Genomic DNA, 18,129 nt, shown 5'->3' with positions numbered 1-18,129 from the left:
GCGGGCGCCGGGCACGCCAACAAACCAGTTGCAATTCCCCCAGCCTGCGCTATCCCCTTGAGAAGGAGATTCCGTCAGCGAGGCGCGACATCGTCATGGATTCGATCCTCTATTCCACAGCAGACAATCCGGTGCCGGAAAACCGCACCGAGGGGTTCTTTGAAACCTTTGACGAGCGCAAGCTGCGCTATGTCGTCTTCCGCTGCAAACAGCCGGTCGCCAAGGGCACCGTGGTGGTGCTGCAAGGCCGCAACGAGTTCATCGAGAAATATTTCGAGACGATCCGCGATCTGACCGCCAAGGGACTGTGGGTCGCGACCTTTGATCTGCGCGGCCAGGGCGGTTCCGAGCGGCTGTTGAAGGACCCCTTGCGCGGGCATGTCCGCCACTTTTCCGATTATGAGCGGGACCTTAGCGCTTTCCTCGAAAAGATCGTGCTGCCGGATACGCGCCTGCCCTTCTATCTGCTGGCACATTCGACCGGCGCGCTGATCGCACTGTCGGCGGCACCGCGGCTGACCACGCGGATCGAGCGCATGGTGTTATCTGCACCCTTCGTTGGCCTCACGGGCCACGGCGCTTCGCCTCGCCTTGTGCGTTTCCTCTCCGGCTCGGTCAGCGCCGTTGGTCTCGGCCGGATGCAGTTCAGCAAAAGATTCAAGGAAAGGTCTTTCGCCGAAAACCCGCTGACGACGGACGAACGACGATATCGGCGCAATATCGCCATCGCAACGACCTATCCGCAGCTCGCCCTCGGACCGCCAACGGCGCGCTGGCTGCTGGAAGCGTTCCGGACGATCGAGCACGTCAATACGCCGGAGCATCTTTTCTCTATCGCCATTCCGACCGTGCTGATCGCGCCGACTCGCGACGGCGTCGTGCCCTATGCCGACCAGGAACGACTGTCGCGCTATTTCCGCGCAGCACAGCTCGTGCCCGTCCACGGCGCGAAACACGAGATTCTTCAGGAGCGGGACGTCTATCGCAACGCGGCACTCGCCGCCATCAACGCCTTTATCCCCGGTAGCGATGCTGAGGCGAATACGGATATGGCGGGGGTCGGGATTTAAAGCGGAATCTCGCGCCGCGGGATCGCGAATCCGAAAATGTGCCGCTAGAACAATTCCGGGATAAGTCGAAGTGGTTTTCCGCCCGGAATGCGTAAAAACCAAGCGATAGAGCGGGAAAGCGCTTCCGTGAAACGCTTTCCCGCTCTATCGCGACAGGATCGCCCTTGCCTCATCATAGACCGCACGGCTGCCCGCGGCGATGATGCTGCCGCCCATTTCCGGCCGGCCGCCATCCCAAGTGGTGATAATGCCGCCCGCCTGCTCGATGACGGGGATGATGCCGCCGACATCATAGGGCTTCAGCGAATTTTCGATGACCAGATCGACGTGCCCGGCGGCGAGCAGCGCATAGGCGTAGCAATCCGTGCCGTAGCGGAAGAGGCGCACCCCACTCTCGATCTCTCGATATTTCGCCAACTCTTCTCCAACGAAAAGATGCGGCGAGGTGGTGAAGAGAATGGCGTTCGACAGGCGGCCGCAATCGCGCACCTGCAGCCGTTTTTCACCATCCGGGCCGGTGTAGGTCGAGCCATTGCTGTCGGCGAAATAGCGCTCGCCGGTAAACGGCTGGTCGATCATGCCCATAATGGCGCGGCCGTTTTTCTGCAGGCCGATCAGCGTCCCCCAGACAGGCACCCCGGAGATGAAGGCGCGGGTACCATCGATCGGATCGATCACCCAGACATGCTCGCGATCGAGACCGACATTGCCGTGCTCTTCACCCAGGATGCCGTGATCGGGAAATTCCGCTTCGATGAGTGCCCTGATCGAAAGTTCGGCGGCACGATCGCCCTCGGTCACCGGGTCGTACCCCTTGGCCTCCTTATTGACCACGTCGATACCGGCGCGGAAGCGCGGTAGGGTCTCAGCCTTGGCCGCCTCGGCCAGACGATAGAAGAACGTACGGTCAGGAAGCATCGTCGATCCGGATAAATGACGGGACGGGCGAAGTCATAGCGCATAAACGTCAGGAAGCAAACCAAATGCCGATACGAGAGGCGGATTGCCCGGCGATCAGGCAGAAATTCGGCGAATGCCCAAATATTTTGCATCGCAATAATCTGCTTGACATTTGTGCAATGCAATAGCAATATCCGCTTACAGTCTTCTGACTGTAAATACCCTCCTTGGGTGTTTCCTCCCTAGACTTAGCCGCGCCAAAAGCGCGGTTCTTTTTTTGTTGGAGGGGTCCCCTCGCCGCGCTTGTGGACAGAGGGTCAGGATGAGGGGCCAGGCATCAGACACCAGCGCGCAACAACGACAACCTCGCCTGACCATCACCATCGCCAAATGGATCGACAGATTCAATTCGCTCTGAAAGGTCCGAAACGGCCTCTCATCCGTCGACGTTTCGCCCAGCTCAATGTTTCCGGACTACCTTCTCCCCGCCTTGCGGGGGCGAAGGGGCCTTGCATTATTCCGCCGCCAACGCCGGATCGCCTGCGTAGGACTCCACATGCTCGGCCATGCGCTTCATGAACAGGGTGATGGCGGCGGCCACCGAATCGAAATCCGACCGCTTCTCCAGCGTCGTTTCATCGACATAGAGCGAGCGATTGACTTCGATCTGGAGGGCGTGCAATCCGCGAGAGGGACGCCCATAATGCTCGGTGATGAAGCCGCCGGCATAGGGCTTATTGCGCACAGCGTTAAAGCCGAGTTCTTCAAGGATCTGCATGGCAGCGCGCGAAAGGTCTGCCGAAGCGCTGGTCCCGTAGCGATCGCCAAGGATGAAATCGGGGCGCACGTTGCTGCCGACAATGCGGATATTGCCCGGCATCGAATGGCAGTCGACCAGAACGCCGAAACCGAATTTGACATGCGTACGGGCAATCAGCCGGCGAAGGGTCGCATGGTAAGGCTTGTATATCGTATCGATGCGCTTCAGCGCATCCTCGACCGGTACGCGACGGGCGTAGATTTCCATGTTTTCCGCAACGATGCGCGGAATGGTGCCAAGGCCGCCGGCAACCCGCAGCGAATTGATATTTGCATAAGGCGGCAGCACGCCGTCGAACATTCGAGGGTCGAGCTCATAGGGCTCACGGTTGACGTCGATATAGGCGCGTGGAAAATTGGCGAACAGCAACGGCGCACCGAGGCCGCTCGCCGCCGAAAACAGCTCATCGACGTAGTGATCTTCCGAGCGGCGGATGGCGATGCCTTGCAAGCGGGACTGGGCAATAAAATCGGGTGGATAGATGCGACCGCTATGGGGTGAGCTGTAGACAAAGGGGATTGTCTGAGAGACGGGCTCCAATACCTCAAAAATCTCGAAATTACGCATTTCTGCGGACATCAACGTCTTTACCATGTCAACAACTTGTCGCAGCATCCATGTTGCCAGTTGCTCGCCCGCAAGTCCATACTAACTTAAGCAAAATGGCCTTAATACAATGGGTCGCAGCGTAATGCCCGAAAGCACGATCCCAAGATGCGCAAAGCGGTTTTGGACGCAATCGGGACGCAACGAACGAACACGAATGGCTGTGCCCTTGGCAGACCATTCACCGCTTGTTTACGGCCAACGACTATGTTGGACGCTGGACAAGTCCAACCAGACAAAAGTTGATTAGCGAACAGATGATGACCCAGAAGATACTCCTTGCCGAAGATGACAACGACATGCGTCGCTTCCTTGTGAAGGCGCTGGAAAAGGCCGGCTACAAGGTCCTGTCCTTTGACAATGGAGCAAGCGCCTATGACCGGCTGCGCGAAGAGCCCTTTTCGCTGCTGCTTACCGACATCGTCATGCCGGAGATGGATGGCATCGAACTGGCGCGCCGCGCCACCGAGCTCGATCCGGACTTGAAAGTGATGTTCATTACCGGCTTCGCTGCAGTGGCGCTGAACCCTGATTCGAAGGCGCCGAAGGATGCCAAGGTTCTTTCCAAGCCCTTTCACCTGCGCGAGTTGGTCGACGAGGTCAACAAACTCCTTGCTGCATAGGACTTCTGGCAGCAACGTCACAAAACCGAAAAAAAGCCTATTGACGGCCACCAAGGTTTTGTGATCTATGCGCCGCCATCGGATGGGCGTGTAGCTCAGCGGGAGAGCACTACGTTGACATCGTAGGGGTCACAAGTTCGATCCTTGTCACGCCCACCATCCAAGTTTCTGATATAAAAGGCCTTTCGAGAGATCGAATGGCCTTTTTTCATGTGATCGGCAGGTCATGGAATCTCCTCTACAACAAGGACGGCCCTACCGATAACTCAATTGCGGCGCTTGGAAGTTACCGCAGCTAATCCAGCGTTCAGGCGGTGTTCATTTGAACACAATCATGCTTGAAAGCGTTGTTTGGGTGAGTCGAACATTAGTGAAATATGGCGCATTCCGCCGGAGGTGGTCATGATTAAGAAGACAATTCTCTCGGTTTTCATCGCTGCAGCGTTTGCAAGTGGTGCTGTAATCCCGGGCAGCTACGCACAAGCGCAGCAATATGATGGCCGGACCACGTATCGTCATGGCGATTGGGAACGGCATCATCACCATCACAATTATGGCGGTGCAATCGCCGGCGGCGTAGCGGCCGGGCTCATCGGTGGTTTGATTGGCGGCGCAATCGCAAACGGTGGAGCCTATGAGACTGCCCCACCGCCGCCTAGATGCTGGTATGAGAGCCGCCCGGTTCAAAACGAATATGACGACGGATACCACTACGAACGACTGCGCGTCTGTGATTGAGAGCAGCGAAACGTTTAGCTCGAGGAGCGAAGGCGCCGTTATACGCGGCGCCAAAGCCCATCATCTGGCGGGGCTGAATTTTGGCGATCAGCGATCCAGAAGGTGCCGGTACCAAGCCGTTGTTGGATAGGCATAGGCGCCGCGATCTACAAAGCTGTGCCGATATAAACAATCTCTCAATGCCAGTATATACATGGTGCTGTTTGGATCGGGAGACCCCCTGTGCCAGGAATAGGCCTCCGGTTCGCAATAGTGCAGAGCCCTGTCGTATCTCGCTAAAAGCACTGGATCGGCATCGACGCGGACACCGTGATATGACTGATAGTTCGAGGGCGCTTCGCCTGCAGAGACGCAAGCTAAACTTAGTACCGCTCCTAACGCTAACATCATTCTCATTTGCTTTGACCTCTTGCTGATGGCGTCTCGAAAACTCGATCGCGCGGGTTGAGAATAATGCTCTTTTTATCGATATCCAATCACATGCTGATGCCCAGCGCTGAAATGCTCTGCAGGCGGGGGCGCAGGCATCGCTTCTATCCAAAAGTCCCTTGACTTCCGATCGCGCTGTCACACTACTGTCATGCTAAAGCATTGATCGTGCGGGAGGACCAGATGGCGATCGTGAAGAAACAGTTCTATAAAAACCACAAGCCCAACGGCGACGAATATCTGTTTCACCTTGCCCGAGACACCGAAAGTGGCGAGGTCTTCGTCATCCGCCAATCCGACTACCTTGTCGACGGTGGCACCGAAAAGAAGATGACGCTCTACGAATTTCTCGCCGGCGGCGGCAACCGCCAGAACGCCCTGCTGCAGTTGATCGGAACGCTCGTCCCGGAATGACCAGCGCCCTTGACTGCACGCGCGCATCATCGCACCGGGATTGACTGCCACATTTCCATCGGCAAACTTGCGCGGGCTTGAAGGGAGCCATTCATGAGATTCGCAGGCCTCGCTATTGGATTGACAGTCGTGACCGTTTCCGGCAGCGCCGCCGCACAGAATTTTCCTGGGCCGGGTGTGGCCGTCATCAGCGGCACGTGTTCCAAGCTCGTCGTCGGCAAGCTCGATGCCTCGAAGGGCTGCAAGGCGGAGATCGCCAGTGTGACCGGACCGGACGGCTCGGTCACTTTCATTTTTTCATCCGGTGGCAAGATGCTTGGCTTCCAGGGCAATGGGCGTGCAATCAAGCCCGGCGCGAAAAATGGGACTGCGCAATTGCCGATCGACGTCATTTCCACTGGCGCCGGCAACAAGATGACCGGCCAGGTCGAGGCCAAGGGCGTCTGCACCTTCGCGAACCCTTATTCGGGTAAGCCCATTGCCATCGAATGCTCGGCAAAATCGACCGAGTTGAGCTTCACCGGCAGCTTCCAGTCCAACGGCAAGCCCCCGTCGAGCGGCAAGCCCCCGTCGAGCGGCAAGCCCCGGGCCAAATAGGCAAAGCGCCCTCTCCCGGGGGCCACTGGACCTGCGTCGGCCCGAAATACCTCCGGCTTCCAAAATTTACTGAGCCAAATTTTACTGAGCCAAATTTTCTTTCTAATGGCCTTTGTGCTTCCCGCCGTGGTTGGCGTCCCCCGGGGCCTCGCGGGATAGGTCAGCACCGCTGACATGGGCTGGAACATGGACATCTTCATGTGCCGCGGGCTGCAGTGTCAGGTCGACATTGTGCGGTGGCAACACCTGTGCCTGGCGCAGAACGTTCGGGCGTGCACGCTTGTGCCGGGCCGGTGCTTCCGGCTTCTTTTCCTTTGATTTGTGATGAATGGGATGGGGGCTCATGGAAGGTCCTCCTTGGCCGCTGCTCTCTATCCGACACTGAAATCCGGGATGGATCTGTCTTGCAACGGACATCGTCCTGCCCGCCTGAAGGCCAAACGCCCGCTTCTCCGTTTGGTTCCGCAATTTCCTGCCCTGCGACAATGACCGCGGCGAACCGGGGCAAGCTCTTGACGGGCGCCATATTTTCACTAACTAATGGTAGTATCTCCGCGCCTTCTGACATCGGCTGCGGAGTGAACTTTGGTGCCGGGCCCCTCTGGCGAGAGTATAAACGGCGCTCTCGCGATGTCGGTACCGCCTGCAGATGAGCCGGCGGATTTCTTTTCATGAATAGTCTGACCATGCCTCGCCCGCATGCCGTCTCTGGCATGCGGCTGTGCCCTGACACCGCACACATCTTTTCCGGCTCTGACGAGGTGCGTCGATGACGCGGTCCTCTTCCTCCAAATCCGCGCTCGGCTATTTCGGTTGGGCTTTCATCGTCACCATAGCCGGTCTCGTCCTCGGTGGAGTGCTCGGCTGGAACATGACCGGCACGCTCGGCGGCTTGGCGACAGCCTTTGTCATCTGCTTGGTGCTGGCCGTGCTCGAAATATCGCTCTCTTTCGACAATGCCATCGTCAATGCCAACAAGCTGAAGGAAATGACGCCTGTCTGGCAGCATCGCTTCCTGACCTGGGGTATCATCATCGCTGTCTTCGGCATGCGCATCGTTTTTCCGCTGGCGATCGTCGCGATCGCCGCCCATATCAATCCGTGGGAAGCACTGAAGCTCGCAGCTACCAGACCGGCGCAATATGCCGAGGTCATGAACGGCGCCCACCTGCCTATCGCCGCTTTCGGTGGCACTTTCCTGATGATGGTCGGCCTTACCTATTTCTTCGATCGCGAGAAGGATGTCCATTGGATCGCCTTTGTCGAAAGGGCGATGGCCCATTTCGCCACCGTCAAAGGCATCGAAATCGCCTTGGTGCTGATCTTCGTTCTGATCTTTGCCACGCTGCTCGGCGGCGAGGATGCGACGACATTCCTCTATTCTTCCGTCTACGGTCTCGTGACCTTTCTTCTGGTGGAGGTCGTAAGCGGCTTTTTGGATGCCTCGCAAAAGACGATGAGCGCTGCCGCAAGGGGTGGTCTCGGAGCCTTCCTATACCTGGAAATCCTCGATGCCAGCTTCTCCTTCGACGGTGTCATCGGCGCTTTCGCGCTGACCCAGAATCTCTTCGTCATCGCCATTGGCCTCGGCATCGGCGCCATGTATGTGCGCTCGATGACGATCATGCTGGTGGAAAAAGGCACGCTCGCCCACTATCGCTACCTGGAACACGGCGCCTTCTACGCCATCCTGATTCTCTCGGTGATCATGTATGTCCAAACACTCGTGCATATTCCCGAAGTCATCACCGGCCTCGGCGGTGCGGTATTGATCGGCATCTCGCTTTGGTCGTCGATCCGCTACAACAAGCGCAACGGCCTGAAGCATGGTCCGGCCGATGAAGAGCCGCGCGATAGAGCCAAGGCCTAACTAAAATGATCCATGGATGTTGCCGCATCGACATGGCGGCAACACCTACGTCTTTCGATGGAAAATCCCGCAACACGGATCTGGCCTCTCAACCGAAGCATGACTTTGTCTGTTAGAATTTCCACACTAAGATCGACGAATGTTCGCAGTCGATGTCAGATTCCCGCTGGTATTTTCCTGAAAAATGACGCAATGGCGAAGGCCAGTTGTTTTAAGGGCGAGCGTCGCAATCGCATATGTTGCAGATGACCGCGAAGCGTACTTGCATAAAGTGTCTAGGAGAGAGGCAAATATGGCAGCCAAAATCGTTCCAGTGATCATGGCCGGCGGCAAGGGAACACGGTTATGGCCGCTGTCGCGCGCCTCTGCGCCGAAGCAATTCATCCAGTTCATCGGCGACAAGACGCTTTTCCAGAGCACGTTGGCACGTGTCTCCGATCCTGAGCTTTACGAAGCGCCCATCGTCCTCACCAACGAAGAATTCCGCTTCCTAGTTGCCGAACAGGCGCGTGAACTTGGCCTGAAGCTCGCCGCCGTCCTGCTGGAGCCGGTGGCCCGCAACACCGCTGCTGCCGTAGCCGCTGCAGCGACGCTCGTCACCGAACTCTTCGGCAAGGACGCGACGATGCACGTCCTCGGTTCCGACTACGAGATCGACGCCAACGCCACCTATTACGACTGTGTGCGGACTGCCCGCGACACCGCGCTCGAAGGCAAGCTCGTGACCTTCGGGATAGCGCCGACCGAGCCGGCGACCGGCTATGGCTATATCGAAAGCGGCAAGGCACTGTCGACCGGCGCGCATGCGGTCAAGCGTTTCGTCGAAAAGCCTGCGCTCGAAAAAGCCGAAGCGATGATTGCCAGCGGCGGGTTCTACTGGAACTCCGGCATGTTCATGTTCTCGGCCGGCCAGCTTCTCTCGGAAATGCACGAATACGCGCCGGACGTCGAAAAGGCCGCCAGCAAGGCGGTTTCGAAGGCGACACGCGATCTTGATTTCACCCGCCTCGACGCCGAGGCATTCGTCAAAAGCCCCGATATTTCCATTGATTACGCGCTCATGGAAAAGACGGCGAATGCAGCCGTCGTCCCCTCACCCTTCACCTGGTCGGATCTCGGTAGCTGGGATTCGGTCTGGAAGGTCGGCAAGCGCGACGATAACGGCAACGTGGCTGCCGGCGACACGACGCTGGTCAACACCAAGAACTCGCTTGTCATGACGCATGGCGTCCATCTCGCGGTGCAGGGGATGGAGGACGTCGCCGTCATCGCCAGCGAGGATGCTGTTTATGTAGGCCAGCTCAAGGATAGCCAGGAAGTCGGCAAGCTGGTCAAGCTGCTCGCCAGCCAGAAGACGACGGCCAAGCTTACAGAGACCCATCCGACGTCCTATCGCCCTTGGGGCGGTTACACCTCGGTGCTGAACGGCGAACGTTTCCAGGTGAAGCGCATCTTTGTCCTGCCGGGCAAGAAGCTGTCGCTGCAGAAACATCACCACCGTTCCGAACATTGGATCGTCGTCAAGGGCACGGCGGAGGTAACGGTCGGCGAACACGTGCAGATGCTGCGCGAAAACGAGTCGATCTACATCCCGCTCGGCGAAGTGCACCGCCTGTCCAACCCCGGCAAGATCCTGTTGGAATTGATTGAGGTACAGACGGGCTCCTATCTCGGCGAAGATGACATCATCCGCCTGGTCGACGAATTCGGCCGAAGCTGAAGTATTCGGCAGCATTGACTTTGAAGCGGCGGGCAAAGGCTCGCCGCTTTTGTTTTAGCGCTGCGTGGATTGGCTTTGATTGACCGCCAAGACGCCTTGCTTTCTTCCGCTGCATTGCACACACTACCGGCGGGAACAGCAAATGCCGCACAACGATGCGAGCTAGGCAAAGAGAAATATGGCGATCAAAGCAAGCATTTATCATCTCACCCATTATAAATACGACAATCCGGTCCGCCTCGGCCCTCAAATTATTCGCTTGAAACCGGCGCCGCACTCCAAGACGCGAGTCCTCAGCCATTCGCTGAAGGTAACGCCCTCCAATCATTTCGTGAATCTGCAGCAAGACCCCTACGGCAACTATCTTGCGCGCTTCGTTTTTCCCGATCCGGTGGCCGAGCTGAAGATCGAGGTCGATCTCGTTGCCGACATGACGGTCTACAATCCCTTCGACTTCTTCGTCGAAGAGGAAGCCACCAAGTGGCCCTTCGATTATCCCGAAACCATTCGCGAAGATCTGTCGATCTATATGAAGCCGGAGGAGCCGGGACCGCTCCTTGCAGCCTTCCTCGCAACGCTTGACCGCGCCGAACAACCCACCGTCGACATGGTCGTCGGCCTTAATGCGCGGCTGCAGCATGAAATCGGCTACGTCATTCGCCTGGAGACCGGCGTGCAGACACCGGAACAGACACTGGAAAAGGCAAAGGGGTCCTGTCGCGACACGAGCTGGCTGCTCGTTCAGGTCCTCCGCCATCTCGGCCTCGCCGCCCGCTTCGTCTCCGGCTATCTCATTCAGCTCACGCCGGATCTGAAGGCACTCGATGGTCCCTCGGGCACGGAATACGACTTTACCGACCTGCATGCCTGGGCGGAGGTCTATCTTCCTGGCGCCGGCTGGGTCGGCCTCGATCCGACCTCGGGCCTATTGACCGGCGAGAGCCATATTCCACTGGCCGCCACGCCGCATTACCGCAACGCGGCGCCGATCTCCGGCGGCTATTTTGGTGAGGCAAAAACCGAATTCGAATTCGACATGAAGGTGGCCCGCGTTGCCGAGCATCCACGCATCACCAAACCCTTCTCCGATGAGAGTTGGGAAGCGCTGAATGCGCTCGGCGAGGAAGTCGACCGCATCCTGAAAAGCGACGATGTGCGCCTGACTATGGGCGGCGAGCCGACCTTCATCTCGATCGACGATTTCCAATCGGAAGAATGGAACACCGCCGCCGTTGGCCCGACCAAGCGCGACAGGGCGGATCAACTGATCCGCCGCCTGCGCGATCGCTTCGCGCCGGGCGGCTTCCTGCACTACGGCCAGGGCAAATGGTATCCGGGCGAGAGCCTGCCGCGCTGGACCTTCTCGCTCTACTGGCGCAAGGACGGCCGGCCTGTCTGGCAGAATCCCGCTTTGATCGCCGAAGAGACAGTAATGACCGGCGCGAACGCGGTCGACGCGGAGAGGTTTCTGACCGCGATGGCCAGGGAATTGGCGATCGAGCCAGACATGGTTCAGCCGGCCTATGAGGATCCGGCCGAATGGATCATTAAGGAAGGCAGCCTGCCGGAAAATGTCGATCCGTCCAATTCGAAACTGAAAGATCCGGAGGAACGCAGCCGTATCGCCCGCGTCTTCGAACGCGGGCTGACAACAGCCACCGGCTACATCCTTCCGGTGCAGGCCTGGAATGCGCGCGCCAGGCGCACGCGCTGGATCAGCGAAAAATGGCGCACGCGCCGCGGCAGGATTTTCCTGGTGCCGGGCGATTCCCCTGTCGGCTATCGTCTTCCGCTCGGGACCCTCCCTTATGTGCCGCCGTCCCGCTATCCTTATATCCATACCGCCGATCCTTCGAGCCCGCGTACGCCGTTGCCGGAAGTGTTCGTGCCCGCTGGCCGGGCCATGCCGGAAGCCTCTTTTCAGGCGGACGAAAGCCCACAATGGCGCATCGAACAGACACTTGGCGAAATCGGCGGTGCGGTGCGCACCGCGATCTCGGTCGAGCCGCGCGACGGTCGGCTCTGCGTCTTCATGCCGCCCGTCGAGACGATCGAGCACTATCTCGAACTGCTGGCCGCGGCCGAAAATGCGGCATCGGAACTCGGACTTCCCGTGCATATCGAAGGATATTCGCCGCCGCAGGACGAGCGCATCAACGTTATCCGCGTCGCGCCTGATCCCGGCGTGATCGAAGTCAACATCCACCCGGCGTCGAATTGGCAGGAATGCGTCGACATCACCACCGCGGTCTATGAAGAAGCCCGACAGACACGCCTTGGTACGGACAAGTTCCTGATCGACGGCCGCCATACCGGCACCGGCGGCGGCAACCATGTCGTCGTCGGCGGCGCCAACCCGAATGACAGTCCATTCCTGCGTCGGCCCGATCTTCTGAAGAGCCTAGTGTTGCACTGGCAGCGCCACCCTTCGCTTTCCTACCTCTTCTCCGGCCTGTTCATCGGCCCGACCAGCCAGGCGCCGCGTGTCGACGAGGCACGCCACGACAGCCTCTACGAGCTGGAAATCGCGCTGGCGCAGGTGCCGGCGCCCGGTCGCGGCACCCGGCCCCTACCCTGGCTCGTCGACCGCCTGTTCCGCAACCTTCTGACCGATGTCAGCGGCAATACCCATCGCTCGGAGATCTGCATCGATAAGCTGTTCTCGCCGGATGGACCGACCGGCCGCCTTGGGCTGGTGGAACTGCGCGGCTTTGAAATGCCGCCGAATGCGCGCATGAGCCTTGCCCAGCAATTGCTGGTCCGCGCCCTCATCGCCCGCTTCTGGCGCAGCCCGATCGACGGCAAGTTCGTCCGTTGGGGCACGTCGCTGCACGACCGTTTCATGCTGCCCTATTATATCTGGCAGGACTTTCTCGATGTGCTGATCGACCTGCGGGAAAACGGCTTCGACCTTCGTTCCGAATGGTTCCAGGCGCAGCTCGAATTCCGCTTCCCTTTCTGCGGCGAGGTCGAATATGAGGGCAGCAAGCTGGAGCTTCGCCAGGCCCTGGAACCCTGGCATGTCATGGGCGAAGAAGGCGCGATTGGCGGCACCGTCCGTTACGTCGATTCATCGGTAGAGCGGCTGCAGGTGCGGCTCGAAAGCAGTAATCCCTCACGCTACACCGTTGCCTGCAACGGCCGCGCCCTGCCGCTGACGCCGACGGGCTCCTCGGCCGTTTTTGTTGCCGGCGTCCGTTACAAGGCTTGGCATCCAGCCTCGGGCCTGCACCCGGTCCTGCCGATCGACGCACCCTTGACCTTCGACATTTATGATACATGGTCGAAGCGTTCGATCGGTGGCTGCATCTATCATGTTGCCCATCCGGGTGGCCGGAACTACGACACCTTCCCTGTCAACGGCAACGAGGCGGAAGCGCGGCGCCTGGCGCGATTCGAACCTTGGGGACATACGGCGAGCGGCTATAATCTGCTTGCGGAATCAGTGTCGCGGGAGTTTCCGCTGACGCTCGATCTCAGACGACCGATCGGAGTTTGAAACAGGTATAGGCATGGGCAAAAAACCAGCGACAGAGCGGCGAGACCTTATAAAGGCTGGCATCGGCAACGATCCGGCCTTTGCCTATTCCGCTTTGCCCGGCGTTGCCGACGAAATGGTCGACAATCACGGTGCGGTGCGGCCCGTCTGGCAAAACCTGCTCGGTGCCTTGACCCACATGCCGGAAAAGGAACTCTTGGAGCGCTTCGCCCGCGCCGACCGCTATCTGCGCGACGCCGGTGTGTTCTACCGAGCCTATGGAGCAAAGGGCGTCAGCGAACGCAACTGGCCGATTTCGCATATTCCCGTGCTGATCGACGAAGGTGAATGGCAGGCGCTGTCGGCCGGCCTTCGCCAGCGCGCCGACCTCCTCGAAGAGGTCATTGCTGATATCTATGGCGAAAACCGACTGATCAACGAAGGTCTGCTGCCGCCCGCGCTGATCGCCGCCAACCCGGAATTCCTGCGGCCGCTCGCTGGCATCAAACCTGCGGACGGACACTATCTTCACTTCCTCGCATTCGAGATCGGCCGCGGGCCGGACGGCAATTGGTGGGTGCTGGCCGATCGCGCGCAGGCACCATCCGGCGCCGGATTCGCGCTGGAGACCCGTGTCGCTACCACGCGCGCCTTCTCCGATATCTATGCTGAAACCAATGTCCACCGCCTTGCTTCCTTCTTTGGCGCCTTCCGCGACGCGTTGCAGGGCGCCAAGCGCGGCGCGACCGACCGCATCGCCGTCTTGACGCCGGGGCCCGCCAACGAGACCTATTACGAACACGCCTATATCGCTCGCTATCTCGGCTTCATGCTGCTGGAAGGTGAGGACATTACCGTTGTCAACGACCAGATGATGGTGCGTACCGTCGCTGGCTTAAGGCCGATCAGCGTGCTCTGGCGGCGCCTCGACGCGTCCTATGCCGACCCGCTGGAGCTCAATCAGCAATCCCATATCGGCACGCCTGGCATGGTCGAGGCATTGAGGGCGCAAAGCGTCACCATCGTCAACGCGCTCGGTTCCGGCATTCTGGAAACCCGCGCGCTCCTGGCCTTCATGCCCAGCATCTGCCGGCATCTGCGTGGCGAAGACCTGAAGCTGCCGTCGATCGCCACCTGGTGGTGCGGACAGAAGGCCGAACGCGAGCACGTCGCCGCCCATATCGAAAAAATGGTGATCGGCCCGGCCTATTCCTGCATGCCTTTCTTCGACGACAACGGCCAGTCGGTATTGGGCTCGACGCTGCGCACCACCGCCAAGGAATCGATTGCTGATTGGCTGACGAGAGACGGGCACAAGTTGGTCGGCCAGGAGGTCGTGACGCTCTCGACGACGCCAGCTTGGATAAATGGCAAGCTGCGGCCGCGGCCGATGAGCTTGCGCGTCTTCGCCGCCCGCACCGAAAACGGCTGGCAGATCATGCCCGGGGGCTTTGCCCGCATCGGCAGTGGTGACGATGTCGCCGCCATTGCCATGCAGGCCGGCGGTTCCGCAGCCGATGTCTGGATCGTTTCCGACAAGCCGGTGGAGCGCCACACGCTGTTGCCGGCCGAGGAGACCTTCACCCGCAATATGCCCGGCAGCCTGCCGAGCCGCGCCGCCGACAATCTTTTCTGGCTCGGCCGCTATATCGAACGCGCCGAAGGGGCGCTGCGCATCCTGCGCGCCTGGCACGGGCGCTTCGCCGAAGTCGCCGATCCTACCCAGCCGCTGCTTGCTGCTGTCAGCGCCTATCTTGCAGCGGTTGATATCGACACCAAGGAAGCCGTGCCGGAAAACCTGCTGCGCAATATCGAAAGTGCCGTCTATTCCGCCAGCAACATCCGTGATCGCTTCTCGCCCGACGGCTGGCTGGCACTGAACGACCTCGCCAAGACCGCCCGGCGTTTCAAGGAAAAGATCAAATCCGGCGACGACGCCAGCCATGCCATGACGATCCTGCTGCGCAAGCTCGCGGGCTTTGCCGGCCTCGTGCATGAAAACATGTACCGCTTCACCGGCTGGCGTTTTCTGTCGCTCGGGCGCTATATCGAGCGTGGCCTGCATATGACGCGCCTGCTCGGCTATATGTCCGGCCCGCAAGCGCCTGACGGCGCGCTCGACATGCTGCTTGAAATCGGCGACAGCGTCATGACCCATCGCCGGCGCTATAACGTCAATACGGCGCGCTTGACGGTGACCGATCTCCTGGCGCTCGATCCACTCAACCCGCGCTCAATTCTTTTTCAGATGAACGAGATCCACCGCGAGGTAGAACAACTGCCGAATGCCTTTGTCAACGGCCAGATGTCGCCGTTCTACCGCGAGGCCATGCGGTTGCATTCGGGTCTGGCGGTCATGACGCCGGAAACGATGCACGGCGAGGTCTACATGCGGTTGGAACGCGAGCTGGAACGGCTGTCCGATCTCCTGGCCCAGACCTATCTCGGGTGATGTGATGCTCTACGACCTGTCACTGCACATGGGCTACATTTACGACGTGCCGGCTAGCGGCGCGCGTCATATCGTGCGCGTGCTGCCGCTGTCGCTGGCCAACCGTCAGCGCCTGATTGCCGGCTCGTTGAAAGTCACCCCGCATCCGGACGAACAGTCGAACTTCACCGATTTTTTCCAGCATCCCGCAACCTCGATCCTGGTGCGAAACCCACATGAAAGGCTCGACATCCGCATGCAGGCGCGCGTGCAAGTGGAAAGCCAGCCGCTTACCGCTGACTTCTCGCCGGTGCTCGCCAGGCTGCCGGATGAGATCGACGATTGCTGGTCGGTAGAACCCTCGTCGCCGCATCATTTCATCGGCACGAGCCCACGCCTGCCGGAGACGGCTGAGATTGCGGATTACGCCCGGCAATGGGCGGCGACCAACCTCACGGTGATGCAGATCGCGAACGCTGTCTGCGCCCAAATCCACAAGGATTTCATCTACGACCCCAAGGCAACCACGGTCGACACCACACCGAAGGAGGCATTCCGCCTGAAACGCGGCGTCTGCCAGGACTTCGTGCATGTGATGATCATTGCACTGCGCAGCCTCGGCATTCCTGCCGGCTATGTCAGCGGCTTCCTGCGCACCATCCCGCCGCCCGGCAAGGAACGGCTGGAAGGCGCTGACGCCATGCATGCCTGGGTGCGCATCTGGTGCGGTGAAACGGCGGGCTGGATCGAACTTGACCCCACCAACAACATTCCTGCCGCAACCGACCATATCGTCGTCGCCTACGGTCGCGACTATTCCGATGTCGCCCCCGTCATCGGTGTGCTGAAAAGCTATGGCGGGCAGAAGACGGTTCAAGCTGTGGATGTTATCCCACTAAAGACGCAGTAGCTGAAATACACTCATTACGGGAATATTCCGGCTATTCGGTAAATATCGAACGAACTTCTCAACGGCGCGCTTAGAGATTTCGCCGATAGTCCACGCCAATTCTGAGGCTTACTCTCTTTGGACGGACGTGATGATCACCGGTTCGAGCAAATTTCGCAGCATTCAACACCTTTTGCGCGATCGCGCCGGCAATTTCGGCATATTGACCGCGCTGGCCATTCCTGTCGTCGTCGCTGCTGCGGGCGTTGCGGTCGATGTTTCCAATAGGGCGGTTTCGGATAGCCAGTTGCAGGAAGCAACTGACGCCGCCGCGCTTGCCACGGCGACGGCGCTTGCCAATGGCAGTGCGACGACAGCCAAAGCCCAGCAGTTGGCCACGGATTTCGTGACCGGGCAGATGGCGAACTATCTCGCCGGCGATGCAAACGCCACCAATGCGCTCAAGGCCGGTACCACCGCAACGGTGACGCAGACCAGCAATTCGTCGGGCGGCACCAGCTATTCCGTTGTCGTGAACGCGTCTTACGACATGCCTGTAAACGGCATGACCCACGTGCTGGGCATAAATACAATGAACGTCTCTGCATCGAGCACGTCAAGTAGTGGTACAACGGTTCAAAAAAGTGCGCTTTCGATGGAAATCGCGCTCGACAAATCCGGGTCGATGCTCCTGAATACCAACGTCATCGACACCACTCAGAAGAGCTGTATCCAATATTACACCGACGGAAATTATCTTTATCAATACTCCAAACCGCAAAGCCCTTGCTACATCAAGAAGATTGCAGCTTTGAAGACGGCTGTCGGCACGCTACTCGACCAATTGGATGCAGCCGATCCCAAATCACAATATGTTCGCACGGCCGGCATTGCCTGGAGCAGCGAGGTAGACAGTTCCAGTAGCCTTGCTTGGGGAACGGCATCGACACGCACCAACGTCATCAGCGGATTGAACGCCAACGGTGGCACCGAGTCGAGTGCGCCGATGACCCTAGCCTACAATAGCCTCACGGCATCCTCGGAAGCGGCTGCCCAGGCGACGAAAGGCAATACGAATTTTCAGAAGATCATCGTCCTGATGACGGATGGCGAAAATAACGCCAGCAGTTCAGATACAAAAACTCTGAACACATGCGCTGCCGCAAAAAAAGCCGGCGTTCAAATCTATACTGTTGCGTTCATGGCGCCAACCCGCGGACAGAACCTGCTGCAAAGCTGCGCAACAAGTCCCACTAACTACTTCCAAGCAGAGCAAATGTCCGACCTCATTGCGGCCTTCAAGACCATCGGTGCCCAGGCTTCGAAACAACTGACGCTTCTGACCAAATAACAACCGGAGCTCGACGCACCGAAAACCACAAATAGATTGTAAAAACAAAAGCCGCACTGGAATAATTCAGGGCGGCTTTCGCTCGTTAGCTAATCCGGTGATAAGAGCCGGAAAAACAACCGAAATCAAGTCTTTTTGCCGCTGCAAGAGCGTTTGCTCGGTATTTTTGCATCTGCCACATTCCCCTGTTGCA

15 protein-coding genes and 1 tRNA gene are annotated in these 18,129 nt (G+C 58.9%); 12 read left to right on the top strand and 4 right to left on the bottom strand.

The annotated features are described in order from the left end of the window. Positions 1-95: 95 nt before the first annotated feature. Positions 96-1,070: an alpha/beta fold hydrolase gene (locus PY650_RS07500; protein WP_285878445.1), complete on the top strand. Its 975-nt coding sequence runs from the start codon at positions 96-98 to the stop codon at positions 1,068-1,070. Between the two features lie 144 nt (positions 1,071-1,214). Here the strand turns inward: PY650_RS07500 and hisN are convergent, their stop codons facing one another. Next, on the bottom strand, positions 1,215-1,988 hold the full coding sequence (gene hisN, locus PY650_RS07495; protein WP_285878443.1) for a histidinol-phosphatase: 774 nt from the start codon (positions 1,986-1,988) through the stop codon (positions 1,215-1,217). Positions 1,989-2,484: 496 nt separating this feature from the next. Next, the gene (locus tag PY650_RS07490) at positions 2,485-3,369 is read right to left on the bottom strand and encodes an N-formylglutamate amidohydrolase (RefSeq protein WP_285878524.1); all 885 of its coding nucleotides are present in this window, start codon (positions 3,367-3,369) and stop codon (positions 2,485-2,487) included. A gap of 287 nt (positions 3,370-3,656) precedes the next feature. On the opposite strand from PY650_RS07490, the gene cpdR1 reads away from it, so the two are divergent. The 3 genes from cpdR1 (at position 3,657) to PY650_RS07475 (ending at position 4,757) form a co-directional block, all read left to right on the top strand. Then, positions 3,657-4,019, top strand: a complete 363-nt coding sequence (gene cpdR1 / locus PY650_RS07485; protein ID WP_004117561.1) for a response regulator CpdR1 — start codon at positions 3,657-3,659, stop codon at positions 4,017-4,019. 84 nt (positions 4,020-4,103) lie between these two features. Then, positions 4,104-4,178 (top strand) — tRNA-Val (locus PY650_RS07480). Between the two features lie 243 nt (positions 4,179-4,421). Further along, on the top strand, positions 4,422-4,757 hold the full coding sequence (locus PY650_RS07475) for a hypothetical protein (protein ID WP_285878441.1): 336 nt from the start codon (positions 4,422-4,424) through the stop codon (positions 4,755-4,757). 87 nt (positions 4,758-4,844) lie between these two features. Here PY650_RS07475 and PY650_RS07470 read toward each other — a convergent pair whose 3' ends face one another. Continuing rightward, complete coding sequence (locus PY650_RS07470; protein ID WP_285878439.1) at positions 4,845-5,153, bottom strand: hypothetical protein; 309 nt, start codon at positions 5,151-5,153, stop codon at positions 4,845-4,847. Between the two features lie 216 nt (positions 5,154-5,369). Between PY650_RS07470 and PY650_RS07465 the strand changes: the two genes are divergently transcribed. After that, on the top strand, positions 5,370-5,600 hold the full coding sequence (locus PY650_RS07465) for a hypothetical protein (protein WP_285878437.1): 231 nt from the start codon (positions 5,370-5,372) through the stop codon (positions 5,598-5,600). A 93-nt stretch (positions 5,601-5,693) separates the two neighbouring features. Continuing rightward, a complete protein-coding gene (locus PY650_RS07460) occupies positions 5,694-6,197 on the top strand; it encodes a hypothetical protein (protein ID WP_285878435.1) in 504 nt (167 codons plus the stop codon). Positions 6,198-6,299: 102 nt separating this feature from the next. On the opposite strand, the gene PY650_RS07455 is transcribed toward PY650_RS07460, so the two are convergent. After that, positions 6,300-6,542 carry a hypothetical protein gene (locus PY650_RS07455; RefSeq protein WP_285878434.1) on the bottom strand — a complete coding sequence of 81 codons (243 nt, stop codon included), beginning with the start codon at positions 6,540-6,542 and terminating at the stop codon, positions 6,300-6,302. A 424-nt stretch (positions 6,543-6,966) separates the two neighbouring features. Here PY650_RS07455 and PY650_RS07450 point away from each other — a divergent pair, with 424 nt between their 5' ends. The 6 genes from PY650_RS07450 to PY650_RS07425 all read left to right on the top strand — a co-directional run bounded on the left by PY650_RS07450 (position 6,967) and on the right by PY650_RS07425 (position 17,936). Then, the gene (locus PY650_RS07450; protein WP_285878432.1) at positions 6,967-8,067 is read left to right on the top strand and encodes a DUF475 domain-containing protein; all 1,101 of its coding nucleotides are present in this window, start codon (positions 6,967-6,969) and stop codon (positions 8,065-8,067) included. 292 nt (positions 8,068-8,359) lie between these two features. Then, on the top strand, positions 8,360-9,787 hold the full coding sequence (locus tag PY650_RS07445) for a mannose-1-phosphate guanylyltransferase/mannose-6-phosphate isomerase (RefSeq protein WP_285878430.1): 1,428 nt from the start codon (positions 8,360-8,362) through the stop codon (positions 9,785-9,787). A 178-nt stretch (positions 9,788-9,965) separates the two neighbouring features. Continuing rightward, positions 9,966-13,286, top strand: a complete 3,321-nt coding sequence (locus PY650_RS07440) for a transglutaminase family protein (RefSeq protein ID WP_285878428.1) — start codon at positions 9,966-9,968, stop codon at positions 13,284-13,286. Positions 13,287-13,299: 13 nt separating this feature from the next. Continuing rightward, on the top strand, positions 13,300-15,717 hold the full coding sequence (locus PY650_RS07435) for a circularly permuted type 2 ATP-grasp protein (protein ID WP_285878427.1): 2,418 nt from the start codon (positions 13,300-13,302) through the stop codon (positions 15,715-15,717). Between the two features lie 4 nt (positions 15,718-15,721). Then, positions 15,722-16,606: a transglutaminase family protein gene (locus PY650_RS07430; protein WP_285878425.1), complete on the top strand. Its 885-nt coding sequence runs from the start codon at positions 15,722-15,724 to the stop codon at positions 16,604-16,606. Positions 16,607-16,736: 130 nt separating this feature from the next. Continuing rightward, positions 16,737-17,936 (top strand): vWA domain-containing protein, encoded by a 1,200-nt coding sequence (locus PY650_RS07425; protein WP_285878424.1) that lies wholly within the window; start codon positions 16,737-16,739, stop codon positions 17,934-17,936. The last annotated feature ends 193 nt before the right edge of the window (positions 17,937-18,129 follow it).

Origin of the sequence: Martinezella calliandrae (assembly GCF_030272695.1) — a bacterium.
GTDB classification, from domain to species: domain Bacteria; phylum Pseudomonadota; class Alphaproteobacteria; order Rhizobiales; family Rhizobiaceae; genus Rhizobium; species Rhizobium calliandrae.
This window is presented reverse-complemented; position numbering and strand designations above follow the sequence as displayed.